This window comes from Maridesulfovibrio frigidus DSM 17176 (genome assembly GCF_000711735.1).
Taxonomy (GTDB): Bacteria; Desulfobacterota; Desulfovibrionia; order Desulfovibrionales; family Desulfovibrionaceae; genus Maridesulfovibrio; species Maridesulfovibrio frigidus.
This window is the reverse complement of the sequence record NZ_JONL01000002.1, coordinates 426,101-443,605: the sequence shown is the minus strand read 5'-3', so window position 1 is coordinate 443,605 and position 17,505 is coordinate 426,101. Positions and strand designations below refer to the sequence as shown.

General features: G+C 44.2%; 15 protein-coding genes. 12 read left to right on the top strand and 3 right to left on the bottom strand.

The window, feature by feature from the left end:
- Window positions 1–77 precede the first annotated feature (77 nt).
- A complete protein-coding gene (sat, locus tag BR06_RS0106200) occupies window positions 78–1,355 on the bottom strand; it encodes a sulfate adenylyltransferase (RefSeq protein WP_031481350.1) in 1,278 nt (425 codons plus the stop codon).
- Between the two features lie 888 nt (window positions 1,356–2,243).
- Here sat and aprB point away from each other — a divergent pair.
- From aprB to BR06_RS0106145, 11 genes are all read left to right on the top strand, one after another.
- Window positions 2,244–2,729 carry an adenylyl-sulfate reductase subunit beta gene (aprB, locus tag BR06_RS0106195; RefSeq protein ID WP_031481348.1) on the top strand — a complete coding sequence of 162 codons (486 nt, stop codon included), beginning with the start codon at window positions 2,244–2,246 and terminating at the stop codon, window positions 2,727–2,729.
- A 66-nt stretch (window positions 2,730–2,795) separates the two neighbouring features.
- Entirely contained in the window at window positions 2,796–4,787 is a 1,992-nt protein-coding gene (gene aprA / locus BR06_RS0106190) for an adenylyl-sulfate reductase subunit alpha (protein ID WP_031481346.1), read from the top strand.
- 163 nt (window positions 4,788–4,950) lie between these two features.
- Window positions 4,951–6,189 carry a CoB--CoM heterodisulfide reductase iron-sulfur subunit A family protein gene (locus BR06_RS0106185; protein WP_031481344.1) on the top strand — a complete coding sequence of 413 codons (1,239 nt, stop codon included), beginning with the start codon at window positions 4,951–4,953 and terminating at the stop codon, window positions 6,187–6,189.
- Window positions 6,190–6,195: 6 nt separating this feature from the next.
- Window positions 6,196–8,508, top strand: coding sequence for an FAD-dependent oxidoreductase (locus BR06_RS0106180; RefSeq protein ID WP_031481342.1), 2,313 nt, complete (start codon window positions 6,196–6,198; stop codon window positions 8,506–8,508).
- A 13-nt stretch (window positions 8,509–8,521) separates the two neighbouring features.
- A complete protein-coding gene (gene qmoC / locus BR06_RS0106175; protein ID WP_031481340.1) occupies window positions 8,522–9,742 on the top strand; it encodes a quinone-interacting membrane-bound oxidoreductase complex subunit QmoC in 1,221 nt (406 codons plus the stop codon).
- 22 nt (window positions 9,743–9,764) lie between these two features.
- On the top strand, window positions 9,765–10,448 hold the full coding sequence (locus BR06_RS0106170; RefSeq protein ID WP_031481338.1) for a hypothetical protein: 684 nt from the start codon (window positions 9,765–9,767) through the stop codon (window positions 10,446–10,448).
- A 557-nt stretch (window positions 10,449–11,005) separates the two neighbouring features.
- Entirely contained in the window at window positions 11,006–11,761 is a 756-nt protein-coding gene (locus BR06_RS0106165; protein ID WP_031481336.1) for an ABC transporter ATP-binding protein, read from the top strand.
- Window positions 11,762–11,788: 27 nt separating this feature from the next.
- The gene (locus BR06_RS0106160; protein ID WP_031481334.1) at window positions 11,789–12,919 is read left to right on the top strand and encodes a branched-chain amino acid ABC transporter substrate-binding protein; all 1,131 of its coding nucleotides are present in this window, start codon (window positions 11,789–11,791) and stop codon (window positions 12,917–12,919) included.
- A gap of 66 nt (window positions 12,920–12,985) precedes the next feature.
- Window positions 12,986–13,888, top strand: coding sequence for a branched-chain amino acid ABC transporter permease (locus tag BR06_RS0106155; protein ID WP_031481332.1), 903 nt, complete (start codon window positions 12,986–12,988; stop codon window positions 13,886–13,888).
- Complete coding sequence (locus tag BR06_RS0106150; protein WP_031481330.1) at window positions 13,869–15,086, top strand: ABC transporter permease subunit; 1,218 nt, start codon at window positions 13,869–13,871, stop codon at window positions 15,084–15,086. Before BR06_RS0106155 ends, BR06_RS0106150 begins: the two co-directional genes overlap by 20 nt.
- 3 nt (window positions 15,087–15,089) lie before the next feature.
- A complete protein-coding gene (locus BR06_RS0106145; protein ID WP_031481328.1) occupies window positions 15,090–15,803 on the top strand; it encodes an ABC transporter ATP-binding protein in 714 nt (237 codons plus the stop codon).
- Between the two features lie 90 nt (window positions 15,804–15,893).
- Here the strand turns inward: BR06_RS0106145 and BR06_RS0106140 are convergent, their stop codons facing one another.
- The gene (locus tag BR06_RS0106140) at window positions 15,894–16,277 is read right to left on the bottom strand and encodes a hypothetical protein (protein WP_031481326.1); all 384 of its coding nucleotides are present in this window, start codon (window positions 16,275–16,277) and stop codon (window positions 15,894–15,896) included.
- Between the two features lie 202 nt (window positions 16,278–16,479).
- On the opposite strand from BR06_RS0106140, the gene BR06_RS0106135 reads away from it, so the two are divergent.
- Window positions 16,480–16,674 carry a ferredoxin gene (locus BR06_RS0106135; protein ID WP_031481324.1) on the top strand — a complete coding sequence of 65 codons (195 nt, stop codon included), beginning with the start codon at window positions 16,480–16,482 and terminating at the stop codon, window positions 16,672–16,674.
- A 46-nt stretch (window positions 16,675–16,720) separates the two neighbouring features.
- Here BR06_RS0106135 and BR06_RS0106130 read toward each other — a convergent pair whose 3' ends face one another.
- On the bottom strand, window positions 16,721–17,482 hold the full coding sequence (locus BR06_RS0106130; protein WP_051676944.1) for an asparagine synthase-related protein: 762 nt from the start codon (window positions 17,480–17,482) through the stop codon (window positions 16,721–16,723).
- Window positions 17,483–17,505: the final 23 nt, after the last annotated feature.

Sequence of the window (17,505 nt, the reverse complement as noted above, 5' to 3'; positions counted from 1 at the left end):
TGAAAAATATAATAAAAAAAGGGGGGAAGCGATAATCGCCTCCCCCCTCTGTAAAAGCAAGTAGTAGAACTACTTAATTACATAGAATCGCCGGAAGCTGCATTCTGCATTTTAACTTCTACTTTCTCAGTCAAACCTTCGTAGTAAGCACGGAGAACAACGAGAACTTCGTCGCGACCGAAATGGTCAACAACTTCTGCGCCGTCTGAAAGAGCTTTACGGAGTTTAGTTCCGGAAAGAATAACGCGTTCTTCTTTGTTATGTGGGCAAGTGCGGAGAGAAGCCATGCCGTCACATTTGTAACAGTAGAAAGTCCAGTCAATTTTCATTGGCTCACAAAGAAGTGCTTTACCAGGCTCTGGGCAAGCTTCTGTTGCGTAAGGAATTTTGTCGAAAATTTCCTGAGCTTCAAATAGACCGTAGAAATCACCAACACCAGCGTGGTCACGACCGATCAACATTCTGTTAACGCCGTAGTTCTGGCGGAAAGTCGCGTGGAGGAGTCCTTCACGTGGGCCAGCGTAACGCATGTCAAGTGGGTAACCAGCCTGAATTACGTTGTCTTTTACGAAGTAATCGTCAACAAGAGTTTCGATTGCTTTAACACGAACGTCTGCAGGAATGTCTCCTGGCTTGAGGTTTCCGATTAGGGAGTGGATCAAGCAACCGTCGCAGACTTCGATAGAAATCTTAGCGAGGAATTCGTGTGAACGATGCATTGGGTTACGAAGCTGAAGAGCGGAAACTGTGGACCAGCCCTTTTCTTCGAAAGCTGCACGTGTTTCAGCAGGACGGAGGTAAACGCCTTTGTACTGTTCTGGGTACTCACCTTCGGAGAGAACTTTAACAGGACCAGCAACGTTGAATTTTTTCTGTCCCATAACCATCTGAACGCCAGGATGATCTTCCATAGCGATCTTCCAGAAACAATCATCAGCAGACTCTTCGCCTTCGCCTTTGAATACTTTCTCACATTCCCATTTCTTGTCAGCGTCAGTCATTTCGTAGACTTCTTCAACAGTCATGGTTGCGTATACTTCGCCGTCGTTTACGAGAGCAAGCTCTTCGCCAACTTTGACTTCTTCGTCCATGTCTAGAGTAACAGGAACTGGCCAGAATGTGCCGTCTGCCATCAGAAAGCTTTCACAAACGCCTTTCCAGTCAGCTTTTTTCATGAATCCTGTGAGTGGAGAAAAACCACCACAACCCATCATGATAAGGTCGCCCTTAGCACGTGGGGAAATTTCAATCTGCTTGAGTCCTGCAGCTTTCTTCTGTTCTGCTGCTAGTTCTGCGCCTTCGAGAAGTGCACATACGAGACCTTTACCACCGTGAGGGGCTACGAGATTAGACATTTGTCTCTCCTTACTTGTAATTATTTTCAACACCTGGGCCTTTCCGCGGAACCTGAAGAGGATAATCTCTCTGCCTCACAAGTGAGGTCTGCTCTTCTATATATAGAAGGCATGGTCCGTAGAACGAAATTTTCAAACAAAGGAAATATGTGTGAACAAACATGAAAGTTATGAAGCTTTCCTGTCTGCTTCCAAATATTTCTTAGAGGACTTATGAATCCTTTGTGAAAGAAATGTCAAGAGCAAAATTAAAGTGAGTGCATATTTTTCCTCTTTTTTGGGCACATAAAACATGTGTTTTAATAAGTAAGTGTGTAAATACGCAGTCTTGCAATAGTGAAAAAAAGCACAATACCTCTTCTGTGATAAAAAAGTGTATTAAGCAATAAATAACTGGTGAAGGTTTCATTAGGGGCGCGACAGTGTGTATATATTGAAACGTTGGAAATACTTTAATGAATCGCTGTTGGTATGCTTTATTTAGATTAATATGACACAAAGTCTAGAGATGTTCTTGGTTCTATCTATATAGTAGCAATGCTTTAGGTAGGATTAGGAGAAAAGTTGTTTTTGTGAAACAAACTGAAAAAAAGGCTTGCAATGAAAGGTGGGATTGAACTAAAAGCTCATGAAGATGGAACACGCTCACGCGACGAGATCTGTTTAAGCTTAGCTTTTAAAATTTATCGTCCCTCCTCAAAATGTTGATTTAAGAGGGGTTATAAATGATCTTTGAAAAGAGCTTGTTCTAAATTTCACTTTCGTCTTGACACCTTTTGTCGGGCTTGATAGTCAATTGACCTCGAGCCTTGAACTTAAAGGCAAGAATATACATGGTTAAGGATGTTGTCGGTTGATTGATAACTTTAACTTTTAGGAGGACTAGGTATGCCGACCTTTGTCAATCCAGAAAAGTGTGATGGCTGTAAAGGCGGAGAAAAGACCGCTTGCATGTACATCTGCCCTAATGATCTTATGATTTTGGACCCCGAAGCAATGCGGGCTTACAACCAGGAACCAGATGCATGTTGGGAGTGTTACTCCTGTGTAAAGATTTGTCCTCAGGGAGCTGTTGAAGCTCGTCCTTACGGCGACTTTGCACCAATGGGTGGAACATCCATCCCAATGCGTTCAGCTGAAGACATCATGTGGACTGTTAAGTTCCGTAATGGCGACGTTAAGCGCTTTAAGTTCCCAATCCGCACTACTCCTGAAGGATCAATTAAGCCTTACGAAGGTAAGCCTGAGCCTACAGACCTGGATAACGAACTTCTTTTCACTGAAACAGAACTAGCTGTACCACAGGTAGACGCTGGCAATGAAATCAAAATTGGTGATGCAGACAAGACCTTAACTATTAAGGACCTGCTTTAATCAATACTTGTTGTTCGCAACAAATGATTAAATTCCAGCAATCTGTAACCTTTCTAAGGAGGGAACATGCCTCTACTTCCTATTAATGAAGCTTCCAAGGGTGTAGCTCTTGCAGAGCCAGAACTTATAGAAAAAGACGTGGATATTCTTCTCGTCGGTGGCGGAATGGGTAACTGTGGTGTTGCCTATGAAGCTTGTCGTTGGATCGAAAAAGTTGGTGGCGATATCTCCATCATGCTTCTCGATAAAGCTGCTCTAGAACGTTCCGGTGCTATCGCACAGGGTCTTTCTGCTATTAATACTTACCTCGGTGAGAACAATGCTGACGATTACGTTCGCATGGTTCGTACTGACCTCATGGGCATCGTCCGTGAAGACCTTATCTTTGACTTAGGTCGTCACGTTGATGATTCCGTACATCTTTTTGAAGAGTGGGGCCTTCCTTGCTGGATCAAAAAAGATGGCAAAAACCTCGACGGTGCACAAGCTAAGGCTGCTGGCCTTTCCTTGCGTAACGGCGATGCTTGCGTTCGCTCCGGCCGCTGGCAGATGATGATCAACGGTGAATCTTACAAGTGTATCGTTGCTGAAGCTGCTAAAATGGTTCTCGGCGAAGACGGCTACATGGAACGTATCTTCATCGTTAAGATGCTTCTAGACGTCAATGAGCCAAACCGCATCGCTGGTGCTGTTGGTTTCTCCACTCGTGAGAACAAAGTATACTTGTTTAAGTGCAACACAGCTGTAGTAGCTTGTGGTGGCGCAGTAAACGTATACCGTCCTCGTTCCACTGGTGAAGGTATGGGGCGTGCATGGTATCCAGTATGGAACGCAGGTTCCACATACACCATGTGTGCTCAGGTTGGCGCTGAAATGACCATGATGGAAAACCGCTTCGTACCCGCTCGTTTCAAAGACGGTTACGGACCAGTTGGCGCATGGTTCTTGCTCTTCAAAGCTAAAGCAACCAACTACAAAGGCGAAGACTATTGCGAAACAAACCGCGCAATGCTCAAACCTTACGAAGAACGCGGATACGCTAAAGGACATGTTATCCCAACATGTCTTCGTAACCACATGATGCTTCGTGAAATGCGTGAAGGCCGTGGACCAATTTACATGGACACAGCTACCGCACTTCAGAATACATTCAAAGACCTCACACCTGCTGAGCAGAAACATCTTGAGTCTGAAGCTTGGGAAGATTTCCTCGACATGTGTGTTGGCCAGGCTAACCTCTGGGCATGTATGAATATCAAACCTGAAGAAACAGGTTCTGAGATCATGCCTACTGAACCATACCTTCTCGGATCTCACTCCGGTTGTTGTGGTATCTGGACTTCCGGTCCAGACGAATCATGGGTTCCTGACTCTTACAAAGTGAAAGCTGCTAACGGTAAAGTATACAACCGTATGACTACTGTTGATGGTCTCTTCACTTGTGCTGACGGTGTTGGTGCTTCCGGACATAAGTTCTCTTCCGGATCCCACGCTGAAGGCCGCATCGTTGGTAAGCAGATGGTACGCTGGTGTGTAGATCACAAAGACTACAAACCTGCTGTTAAAGAAACTCTTGCTGATCTCGCTAAAGAATTGTACCAGCCTTGGTACACTTACGAAGAAGGCAAATCCATCTCTACTGACCCAGTAGTTAACCCTAACTACATCACACCTAAGAACTTCATGATGCGTCTTGTTAAGGCGACTGATGAGTACGGTGGTGGTTGTGCAACATTGTATGTTACTTCTGGCGCTCTTCTGAAAACAGGATTCCATCTTCTTGGAATGCTTGAAGAAGATAGCAAGAAGCTAGCTGCACGTGACCTTCACGAATTGATGCGTTGTTGGGAACAGTTCCACAGATTGTGGACAGTTCGCCTACACATGCAGCACATCAGCTTCCGCGAAGAATCACGCTACCCTGGTTTCTACTACCGTGGAGACTTCATGGGTCTTGATGACGACAACTGGAAATGCTTCGTAAACTCCAAGTACGATGTTGAAAAAGGCGAAACCGTCATTTTCAAAAAAGCATACCACCAGATCATTCCTGTTTAATATAGGCTTGATACTACGCGGCTGCGAACCTCACGGTTCGCAGCCGTTCTCATCTGGCGGGCGCTCTGAAATGGTCTGAATCCGAATTGCGACCAATAAGGTCGGTGTCCGGATTTGGGCCATTTTATGGCTAAGGGCCTCAAAGAGTTCAGGAGGATAGAGAATGTCAAAAAGCATACTTGTCGTTGGTGGCGGGTTCAGCGGTATCACTGCTGCACTTGAAGCCGCCGAAGTAGGCCATGAAGTCTTCATCGTAGAGAAGGCACCATTCCTAGGTGGCCGAGTGATGCAGCTGAATAAATATTTTCCAAAGCTGTGTCCCCCTTCTTGCGGACTGGAGATTCAATTTCAAAGAATCAAAAACAATAAGAACGTTAAGTTCTTTACCATGGCTGAAGTGGAATCCATCAGTGGTTCCATGGGCGACTTTGAAGTCAAAGTTCGCATTAAGCCAAGGTATGTTGGTCCCGGTAGTGTAGAACTGTCAGAAGTCATCGAAAAACTTTCCAATAACGTTACCGATGAATTCGAGTTCAAGCTCTGTGATCGCAAAGCCCTTTACATGGATGTTCCTTTTGCGTTCCCCGCAAGATACGTTCTTGAAAAGGAAAACTGCACAGATGAAGACCTTAAACTTCTCGCTGGTATCGATGTTATCGACCTCAAAGAAGAAGAAAAAGTCATCACTCTCAATGTAGGTTCCATCGTTTACGCTACTGGTTGGAAACCGTACGATGTGACTAAACTTTCAAATCTTGGTGCCGGAACAGTTGCGAACTGTATTACGAACATGCAAATGGAACGTCTTGCAGCTCCAAGTGGACCCACCAGTGGCCAGATTGTCCGTCCTTCAGACGGCGCTCAGCCAAAAAACATCGGATTCGTACAATGTGCGGGTTCTCGCGATGAAAACCATCTCAACTACTGTTCATACATCTGTTGCATGGCTTCTTTGAAGCAGGCTCAGTATCTTCGTGAACAGTACCCTGATGCAAAGGTCACTGTATATTACATCGATCTTCGTACTCCGGGCCGTTACGACAAATTTGCGAAACGTATTCTTTCTGATGATAAGATCAATGCCGTTAAAGGTAAGGTCGCTGAAGTCATCGAAGTTTCCGGTTCAGGCAATGTTCTCGTCACAGTTGAAGATGCTGAAACTGGTATTAAGGCACAGACAGAGCATGATCTCTTAGTCTTAGCTACCGGTATGCAGCCTAGTCTCGCAGGTGTTCCAGTTCCGACTGGAGTACAGGTTGACGATCAGGGCTTCATCGTTGGCGGAGAAGAACAAGGCATTTTCGCTGCCGGGTGTGCTAAGCAACCTCTGGATGTCATGAAGACAGCCCAGTCAGGTACAGCTTCCGCTCTGAAAGCGATCCAAACGGTGATAGGGAGGTAAGTCGACATGCCCGAAAAAATCGGAGTTTATTTCGACCAAGCAAGCATCTCTCCTTTCCTGAAAGCAGAAGACATTGCCGAATTTGTCGGTAAAGTTTATGCTAATGAGTGCCCGGTGATCAAGTGTCACCCTAGACTCAATTCAGAGGAAGGAAGAAAGCTTATTCAGGAAGATATCGACGCTGGCAACGTTGATGCAGTATTGATCTGCGGCACAAGCCCTCGCGTTGACTGGGATATATTTAACTTTGACAATGTCATGGTTGAACGAGTCAACTTGCGTGAACAGTGCATCAAGGTTTTCAGGAATCCTGACGGCTCCTTACCCGATCCGGATGGTGAAGTTCCTGAACTCCTCCAAATAATGGCGAACGAATACGTCAAAATGGGACTCATGAAACTTACGAAAGGCGGAATACCTGAAGCTCAGGTACTCAGCTGTACGAAAGTCGTTATGGTTCTCGGTGGTGGTTTCACAGGTCTTACTGCAGCTCTTTACGCTGCCAAGACTAACCACGACGTTATATTAGTGGAAAAGCAAGACACTCTTGGCGGTAAAGCTGCTGGAATGTACAAAACTTTCCCACTTGCATACCCCTACCTCGAAGCTCATGCTACCGGTATTGAAGACCTAATCGCTGAAGTTGAATCCAACTCCAGAATTAAAGTTCTCAAATCTGCCGAACTTACGACTCTCGAAGGTGCTCCAGGTGAATACACCGCTAACATTAAAGTTGGCTCCAGTTCAGAAGCAATGCCTGTTGGTGCAGTTGTTCTGGCTACTGGTTGGGTCCCTCAGGATACTAAGTACGTTGAGCCAATGGGTTACGGTTCTTCCAAAGTTGTTACTGCCGCTGAATTTGAAGCAATGGTTAAAGCTGGAAAAATGGACGCTACGTCTGTTGCTTTCGTGCTCGATACCCGCCTCAGTGAAGCTAAGTTTGCAGCAGAAGAAGATGTTTATGCTAATCGCTCTGATGAAGAAATTGCTTCTGACGATGCTGATGCAAAAGTTGCAGCTGATGCTAAGACAGCTCAAGCAGCTGAAGACGGCGTAGAAGAAGAGTTTGTTTACGAAGATATGGAATCTTACAAACATCTTCCTTACAGCTCAGAGCTCAGCAGTCTAGTAGCTCTCAAGCAGGCTAACTACGTTCGTGAAATGAACGAAGACGGCATTGCTTACATCATCTATGATCACATGATGGTCCCAGGTGTAAATGAGCGCTACTACCGTGCTGCCCAGGATGATCCGGGCATCATGTTAACCAAGGGTACAGTCACTTCCGTTAAGGAAGAGGGCAACTCCATGGTTATTGCTGCTAGCAATACTCTACTTGGTGAAAATATCGAAATTCAGGCTGATCTGGTCGTCGTTCCTACAGGCATGGTTCCTACCACTGCTCATGATCCGACCATCAACCTCGTATATAGACAAGGACCTGCATTCCCCGATCTCAAGCAGTTCGACGGATATGCAGATTCTAACTACATCTGTTTCCCTTACGAAACACGCCGTACCGGTGTTTACGCCGCAGGTTGTGTTCGTCAGCCAATGACCATGGGTCTTGCAAGGGAAGATGCAGCCGGTGCTGTTCTCAAAGCGATTCAGTGTATCAACTCCGCCAATCATGGCGTTGCTGTTCACCCTCGTTCTGGTGATAACAGTTACCCTGTTTTCAACTTCATGCGTTGCACACAGTGTAAACGTTGTACCGAAGAATGTCCTTTCGGTGCACTTGATGATGATGAAAAAGGAACACCAAAGCCAAATCCATCACGCTGTCGCCGCTGTGGTACCTGTATGGGTGCTTGTCCGGAACGCGTAATCGGATTTGACAACTACAATATCGACATGGTCGGTTCTATGATCAAACAGGTCGATGTACCTGATGACATGGAAGTTGGTGGTCCTCGCTTTATCGTTCTCGCTTGCGAAAACGATGCTTATCCTGCTTTGGATATGGCAGCAATGCGCGGCAAAGGCTGGTCACCGTATGTTCGTGTAGTTCCTGTTCGTTGTCTTGGCTCTGTAAACACCATCTGGATTGCAGATGCGATGTCTAAGGGTATTGACGGCGTACTTCTACTCGGTTGTAAGTACGGTGAAGATTATCAGTGCCACTTTGTGAAAGGTTCCGAACTGTGTGACCGCCGTATGGAAAACGTCGCTGACTCTCTTAAGAGACTTGGTGTCGAACCTGAGCGTGTTGTCCAGTCTGAACTCGCCATTGACGATTACGACAAGGTTTCTGACCTCATCGACACATTCGTTAATGACATGATCAAGATTGGTCCCAACCCGTTCAAGGGATACTAGGAGGTAACGCGAGATGGAAAAAGATATTCGCATCAAACCGGATCTCCAGTTCATCAAAGAACTTCAGGCTGTCGGTGGTGACGGAGTTAAGAAATGCTATCAGTGCGCAACTTGTAGTGTAGCTTGTCCTCTATCACCTGCTGATAACCCTTATCCGCGTAAGGAAATGGTATGGGCTCAGTGGGGCCTTAAAGATAAACTCGTTAACGACATCGATATATGGCTATGTCATAACTGCGGACAGTGTTCCGACTTGTGTCCTCGTGGCGCTCGTCCAGCTGACATGCTCGCAGGACTGCGTAACATGGCCTACCAGAAGATGGTTACCCCATCCTGCTTCGGCAAATGGATGAGTTCTCCTAAACATCTGCCTAAGCTTATTGCTATCCCGGCAGTTATTTACATGGTGATTTGGTTCATCATGGCGGGTGTTCGTGGTTCCTTCTTCCCTCTCAAAGATGGTAACGTTGTCTACGGACACCTGTTCCCTGGCGACTTTACTATTGACCCGATCTTCATGCTTGCTTTCGGTTTCATGGCTTGGACCTTCTATAAGGGAGTCAAGAATCTGATCTCATCTTTTGCAGATCAACCAAAGGTCTTTGCTGTTGGTGACAAATCTGAAAGACCTAGTCTTTTAGCATGCTTCGTGGATGTGTGTAAAAATGAACTTTTGACACACTCCAAATGGAAGGAATGCGGTGAAACCGACGAAGCAGATGAACAGAAATTTAATGGACATAGATTCATTATGCTCGCGTTCATTTTCCTGATGATTGTAACTGGCGTAGTCGCAGTTACTCATTGGGGTGGAAAGATAATACCTTTCCTCTCAGCCATCGGTCATACACCGATGCCGCTGTGGCACCCGGTTAAGATTCTTGCAAACGTTGGTGCAGTCATGCTTGTTTACTCACTCGTACTGCTTACTAAACGTCGCTTGAATCAGGATGAATCTCAGCACAAATCCAGTTATTATGACTGGTACTTGCTTGGAATCATCTGGACAATTGGCGTAACTGGAATCATGTGTGAACTGCTTCGCCTCGCTGGCATCGCAGGACTTGCATACCCAATGTACTACGTCCATCTTGTCGCCGTGTTTATGTTGTTTGTCTATCTGCCGTGGTCTAAACTTGGACATCTTGTCTACAGGACTGCAGCTTTAACTTATGCAAGATACATTGGCCGTCTTCCTATGCCGGTCCGTGAAGAAAAGACTTTTACTCTTTAAATAGAGCAAGGAGGATTGAATCATGTCTGAAGCACGTAAAACTTTCCCCATGAGCACATTTGTTGCTTATGTTAAGGGTGGCGAAAGCAACAACTCCGTTCAGGAACTTCTGTCCTACATGACACAGAAGGACATTGACGCAGAATTCGAACCTTTTGCAGCAGCGCTAGCAAAAGCTTGGATCTACGAGCAGCATCCTGAACTCGCTAAAATGAAAACAGGTCAGGTTGCAGGACTTGGCGAGAACGTCTCTGTAGGCGCTCTTCCAGCTGAAGAAATGCTCAAGGTTGACAGCATCTTTACTAAGCTTGCTGATTCCCGTGATGCTATCACTTCTCAGGCTGCTACTATTGCAGAACTCGAAGCTAAACTTGCTGCAGCAGAAGGCAAACTCGGCGTAACCGAAGTTGCTATGGCTGAATACAAAGGCAAATGTGAAGCATTTGAAGCATCCGGAAAGGGCGAAGGCGATGCAATCATCGTTACTTCCCAGACTAAAGTTGAAGAGTACATCGGCAAAGTCGACGAACTCCTCGCTTTAATCGAAGATGTTAAAAAGAACGGTGTTGTCACTGTTGCTGCTGGCGCACCTGCTGGCGCAGCTTCTGATGATGGTTCTAAAGGAGCTGGCGCTCCTGAAACAGGTGGAGCTCCATCCGATTCTTTCGGTTTCGGTAGTGATCCATTCGGTGATGACTCTTGGTAAGTCGATAGACTTACTTTTAGCCTTCATCAGGTTAAAGTATATAAAAGCCCTGTCTGCGAAAGCCGACAGGGCTTTTTTGTGTTCTAAGGATAATAATCCGGCAGAATATCCTTCGGTGTAGTAAAATATATTTGGTTGAGCTCTTCTTGTTACAAAAATGTGTAGTAATTCAATAATTTCTGTTAAGATTAAAGCTCCGTATTTAAGGGGTTTGTCTTTTAAAATCCTAGTAGTAAGATAGTGTTACGAAATTGTCTCTACAGAAATAAACTAAATTGTAAAAACTAAATGGTAATTGTATCTAATGAATAAAGATGATAAAGATTTTATCTGAAATAATGATCAAAAGTATGAGTTTTTATTAATGGTTTGATTTGCGAATCGCTTTTGTTGTTGCGTAGTAGTATCTTTTAGCTAGTGCATTAATAATTTGTCGTATAAAAGTATACTTAAGCAGTAGTTTTATGAACATAAAGTCTTTTGATTTGGTTGTGGCTGAATAAAAATCGGTTACATTCTTGATCTTGAGAATATAAATGTGTATAGGTATGTCCAATATGGCAGAACTTCATTTACACGACGTGAGCGTCCGCTTTGGTGGATTACAGGCTCTGGCAGAGGTTAATTTCTCTCTTATGCCGGGAGAAATCGTAGGGCTTATCGGGCCTAACGGTGCTGGTAAAACTACCGTGTTCAACGTTATCACTGGAGTATATAATGCTTCCGGCGGAAATGTTGAATATGATGGTGCAAGTCTTCAAGGGCTTAAACCCTATCAGGTCTTGGCTAAGGGTATAGCTCGTACCTTTCAAAATATCCGTCTTTTCCAGAATATGACTGCATTGGAAAATGTAATGGTCGCTCAGCACTCCCGCACTGGTTGTGGCATACTGGGCGCGATTTTTCGTACTCCTAGTCAAAAGCTTGAAGAAGCGCAGATTAAAGAAAGAGCTATGGAAGAACTTCGCTTCGCAGAGTTGGAAGATTTTGCTGATGAGGTGGCATCCAGCCTTCCTTATGGACATCAGAGACGCCTTGAAATTGCAAGGGCTCTCGCTTCCGATCCAACTACCATTTTACTAGATGAGCCGGCAGCAGGGTTGAATCCTGCCGAAAGTTCAGAGTTGATGGAAACCATTCGTAAAATCTCCGCGAGAGGGATCAATGTATTGATGGTTGAGCATGACATGAAAGTTGTCATGGGCATCTGTCAAAGACTTGTTGTTCTCGATCACGGGGTGATGATTGCAAAGGGAAACCCTGAAGAGATTCAGAAGAATCCCGCTGTAATTGAGGCATATCTCGGTAATTAACCATATTTACTTAAGTGAGGCTTTTTTATGAAACGTTTATTTATGACAGTTCTGCTTGCTGCAGCTGTAATTATGCTCGGCTCCGGCATGGCATTCGCTAAAACACTGAAAATAGGCACAATGGGACCTTTGACCGGACCCTACGCTGCTGATGGTGTTGATATCAAAAATGGTGTTTTGACAGCTGTTGAAGTTATGAAAGCTAACGGTGGAATTCCCGGTTTCGATGATATCGAAGTTCTTCCTCAGGATACTGCATGTGAGCCACGTCAAGCTGTTGCAACAGCTAACAAGCTGATCAACGAAGGCGTAAATGGCGTAGTTGGTTCTTACTGTTCCAGTGCGACTCTTCCTGCTTCCGAAGTTCTTGATGAAGAAAGCATCATCATGATCACACCAGCTTCAACTGCTGAAAAAGTTACTACTCGCGGCCTTCCTTACATGTTCCGCATGTGTGGGCGTAACGATGACCAGAGTAAGACTGCAGTTAAATTCATGACTGACGAACTTAAAGCTAAAACTATCTACCTTGTAGATGATAAAACAGCATACTCTCAGGGGCTAGCTGATGGCGTTGAGAAAATGGCTGCAGAAGCTGGAATCAAAGTTCTAGGTCATGAGCATGTCAATCAGGGCGACAAAGATTTCTCCGCTATCCTAACAAAAGTTAAAACCGAAAAGCCTGACGTTTTCTACATGTCCATGCAGAACTCAGCTACAGGCGCACTTATGCTTATTCAGGCTAAGCGCATGGGTATTAAGGCAGCAATTATCGGACAGGATGCAGTATATCATCCTCAGCTCATGGAAATCGCAAAGAATGCAGCTGAAAATGTTTACCTGACTTTCGGTTACACAGATAAAGAAGCTCCTGCATACAAAGAATTCGACGCTAAATACACACCACTTCATGGCAACATCGGAGCATACTCCGGTTACGCATATGATAGTGCTATGGCATACATGATGGCTGTTAAAGCTGCTGGATCAACTGATCCTGCAAAAGTTAAAGCAGAACTCATGAAGCTTGATTACAACGGTGCTACTAAGCACGTTAAGTTCCAGGCAAATGGTGATTCCGGTTCCGACTACGTTATCTTTAAAGTTAAAGATGGTAAGTTCACAACATACTGGAATCCAGCAACAGGTCTTTACTAGAGTTTAAGCAATGATCGGCTCCCGCTCATAATGAGCGGGAGCTATTACGAATAGCCCCGGATACCCATGGAATATTTTTTACAACAACTCATCAACGGTATAACTCTCGGTAGCGTTTATGCGCTTATCGCACTCGGTTATACTATGGTGTATGGCATCATCCAGCTCATCAACTTTGCTCACGGTGAATTTTTTGCGGCTGGCGGTTATGTAGGCGTTATATTCATGAGTTACCTTTTATCACAGGGGGCGCCAGCGTGGGTTTGCCTTTCAGGATCTTTGATTCTTGCAATGGCATATTGCGCGATGCTCGCTGTTGCAGTCGAGAGGGTCGCTTATAAACCACTCCGTAATTCATCTAGACTTTCTGTACTTCTTTCCGCTTTGGGTATGTCAATTTTCTTGCAGAACGGATTGATGCTGACTCAGGGCGTATATGACAAAGCTTATCCAACTGAACTGACTCAGGGCGGTTTCGAAATGGGTAACGTAATGCTTTCTTATATGCAGCTTTTCATAGTCAGTTTGACCGCATTCTTACTTGTTGCCTTGAATCTTTTGGTATTTAAGACTCGCATGGGTAAGGCGATGCGCTCCACTGCGCAGGATAAAGTAATGTCTGCGCTTGTCGGAATCAACGCAAACCGTACTATTAGTATCACCTTTGCTATTGGAGCTGCGCTCGCTGCTGCTGCCGGAATAATGGTTGGTCTCTACTACGGCTCTGTTCGTTACGATATGGGATTTGTTCCGGGTATCAAAGCCTTTGCCGCCGCAGTTCTTGGTGGGATCGGTAATATTACCGGTGCGATGATTGGTGGATTCATCATTGGTATGGTTGAAATTTTTGCAGCAGGCTATATTTCAGGCGAATACAAAGACGTGTTCGCATTTGTAATTCTTATCGCGGTGCTTTATTTCAGACCTTCAGGAATCATGGGAGAGAACGTTGACGATACCAGAGTTTAAAAAACACTGGACGTCCCTAGGCATAGGGATGGTCTGGCTGTTCATCCTATTGTGGCCTCTGCTAGGCATTAAACCCGAAGGTCTTGAAGTTGCCAGCACATTTAATGTCTGGTGGCGAATAGCTTTGGGGTGTTCGTTCCTTCTGTTCTTATATCAATTAAATAGTGCTGGAGCATTTAGATTTATCTCCAGACCAGCAGGGGCGGTCGCGGGTAGCATGAAAAGTGCGACTTCGATGGTTCCAATGGCTGTCTGGTTTGTGATCGGGATAGCCTGTACTGCGCTTATACCGCAGTTTGCCGGAAGATATGCACAAGATGTTGCTATCAACTGTATGATCTATGTTTGTCTAGGACTCGGCCTAAATATAGTCGTTGGCTTAGCAGGTATGCTGGATTTGGGTTATATAGCATTCTACGGTATCGGTGCATACACATACGCGCTTCTCTCAGTGCAGTTCCAACTTTCTTTCTGGATTTGTTTGCCAATCAGTGCCGGTATGGCTGGTCTTGGTGCATGGCTTATCGGGTATTGCTCCATGAGAATGCGAGGCGATTACCTAGCAATTGTGACGCTGGGTTTTGCCGAAATTTGTCGAATGGTGCTCAATAACTGGATGAGCCTGACCAATGGTCCTAACGGCGTAACTGGTATTAAGGCCCCCGGTCTTTACTGGTTCGACTTTACCAACGGCATGACTTTAGAACACATCTGGCTCAAAAAGCTTTCACTTGTTTATTACGTCATCCTGATTCTTGTGGTCTTCACTGCTATCGCCGTTTACCGCTTACAGCATTCCCGCATTGGTCGGGCATGGGAAGCGATTCGCGAAGATGAGACTGCTGCTGAAGTTATGGGTGTTCCTACATTTTATATGAAACTGCTAGCGTATTGCTCAGGAGCATGTTTCGGCGGTATGGCCGGCGCTTTCTACGCCGCACGTATGAGATTTGTTAGTCCAGAATCTTTTACTTTCCTTGAATCAGCAATGGTTTTATCCATGGTTGTTCTTGGCGGTATGGGATCTATTCCGGGGGTTATTCTCGGCGCATTGGCTCTTATTGCCCTTCCAGAAATATTTAGAGAGTTCGAATTATATCGCATGCTCGTCTTCGGGGGAGTTATGACTTTGATGATGCTCTTCAGACCTCAGGGAATGTTGCCTTCGAAACGTACAATGAGATCTGATAAGGATTAAGTCATGAGCGAACCAATATTAGAATTACGGGATATCAAGGCCGGATACGGAAGTATTAAAGCTCTTAAAGGGATTAATATCAAAGTTTATGAGGGAGAAATTGTCTCTATTATCGGCGCAAACGGTGCAGGTAAGAGTACAACTCTCATGACCATATGTAATATTGTTCAGGCCACCAGTGGCGATATCTTTTACAAAGGTGAAAGAATAAACAATATTGTATCTGATAAGCTGCCCAAAATGGGACTGTGTCAGGTTCCGGAAGGGCGAAGAATTTTCCCGAGACTTACCATTGAGGAGAATCTCGATATGGGCGCTTTCTTTCGTAATGATAAGGAAATTGAAGACGATAAAGAACGCGTTTTCGGAATGTTCCCTATTTTGCGCGAAAGATGCAAACAGGCGGGTGGAACCTTGTCTGGCGGCGAACAGCAGATGCTTGCCATTGGTAGAGCATTAATGAGCAGGCCGAAAGTGCTATTGCTTGATGAACCTTCACTTGGTCTTGCGCCGCTTATCGTTAAGCAGATTTTTGGTATAATCAAAGAGATTAATAGTTTAGGGACGACGATTATTCTCGTTGAGCAAAATGCGAAGGTTGCCTTAAGCATGGCTAACAGGGGTTATGTTCTTGAAACCGGGAATGTTGTTATGGAAGATGAAGCTAAAAAGCTTCTTAATAATCCGGATATCCAGAAAGCATATCTCGGAGAATAAGTTCGTTTTTAGTAATTAATTGGAATATTTTTAAAAGTCTCTCAACCATATAGGATTGAGAGACTTTTGTTGCGAACTGAGATCTACTAATTATTCTGATGTGGTTTCTTTTATCTTGTTTTTGTCTTTCTTTTCTTTTTTCTTTTTAGCCTTTTTATCGGCTTTTAAGTTATCTCGGTCCTCATCTCTCTTAGCTTTTTTTGAGTCACGTTCCTTCTTGTTTGTTTCTTTGTCGATCATTCTGTCTTCTTTATCTTGGTCTCGATCGGCTTTATTTTCATCTTTGCGAGTTTTCTTTGCTTCTTTTTTTTCTTTTTTTTGTGACTCGTTAGTGTTCTTCTTACTTGTTTTATCCTTTTTGGCGACAAGGATATAGTTTTCGGAATCTGCCCCGACTACTTGGTAGGCATATGAAATAGATGCTGCAAAAAGAAGACAAAAGCTGATAACTAGAGTGAATAATAATTTTCTCATGATAACTCCCTTTAATAATTTGTAACTCAAGAATGATTCTAGGTTATCCTTAGACTGTTCTTAAAGTTAAATATTATTTGATAAATTTGCTAGAACAGACGATAAAGGAAAACGAAGTAAATGCTTGCAAAGCAATAGCAGTTTGTGCTTAATTTATCTCGTAAATAACGTTATCTTTTTTCCAAATATCTGGAGGCTGACGATGGCTAAGAAAGTAGTAATTGATCAAGATGAGTGTATTGGATGTGAAACTTGTGTAGAGCTTTGTCCTGAAGTTTTTGCGCTTGATAATGAAGGTGAAAAAGCTGAAGTTATCAAAGAAGATGCTGTTGACATGGACTGCGTGCAAGAGTCCATTGATTCTTGTCCGGTAGAGTGCATCCTTATTGAAGAATAGAAAAATTTTAACGTTAATTAAAAGGCATCCTTAAGGGTGCCTTTTTTTATGCTCTTCGTAAAAAGTGAACTTCCATACTGATCAGTTCGGGAATGGTTGATAGCAGCTCATCCGCTATTAGGGTTTCAGTAAGTAGCTCTTCCGATCCATATTCAATTGTTAGGTTAAGTTGGTCCATTCTTGCACGACACCAATTAACACTTGCGTTAAACATAATTTCTTCGATTTGTTCTACTATGCAAAGCTTTGTAGCAGTAAGTGGCTGTCCGGTAGTAATTCTTGTTGCAAGGCAACTGTTAGAAGGGCGGCCTGCAGATGTTAAGCGTAAATAAAATGCTGTCTCAGCAATAATCTCTTTACCGAACCCAGCCAGAGCCAAGGGTGAAATAACCCCAGCTTCTTTAATTGCCTTCATTCCCGGGCGGCTATCACAATCATCAATATGGCTGCCGTCGAAAAGCGGAAATAAGTTAATTGACTCGATAATATTTTTTTTACAGTGGTAGCATCGAAGAGGAGAGTTCTCAGTGATATTCGTAATGTTAAGAAGTTCTGCACGGACTATCTTATGTCTAATCCCTATCGATGCCGCAGACTTGCGTGCGTAGTTAAGATCTCTTCTGGCAACTAAGTCGGAGTCAACAGTGATTGCCACTGCATTGGCACCCAGTACATCAAAAGCTGCTTTAGCAACTAAAGAACTGTCAATTCCACCTGAAAAAGCGATGAAAGCCTTTTTATGGGAGCGGAATAACCCGAGAAGCATGTCGTATTGCTTTTGAATAATGATTGATTTTTTTGTGGGCATTTATTTTGCTTGAAATGTTACGT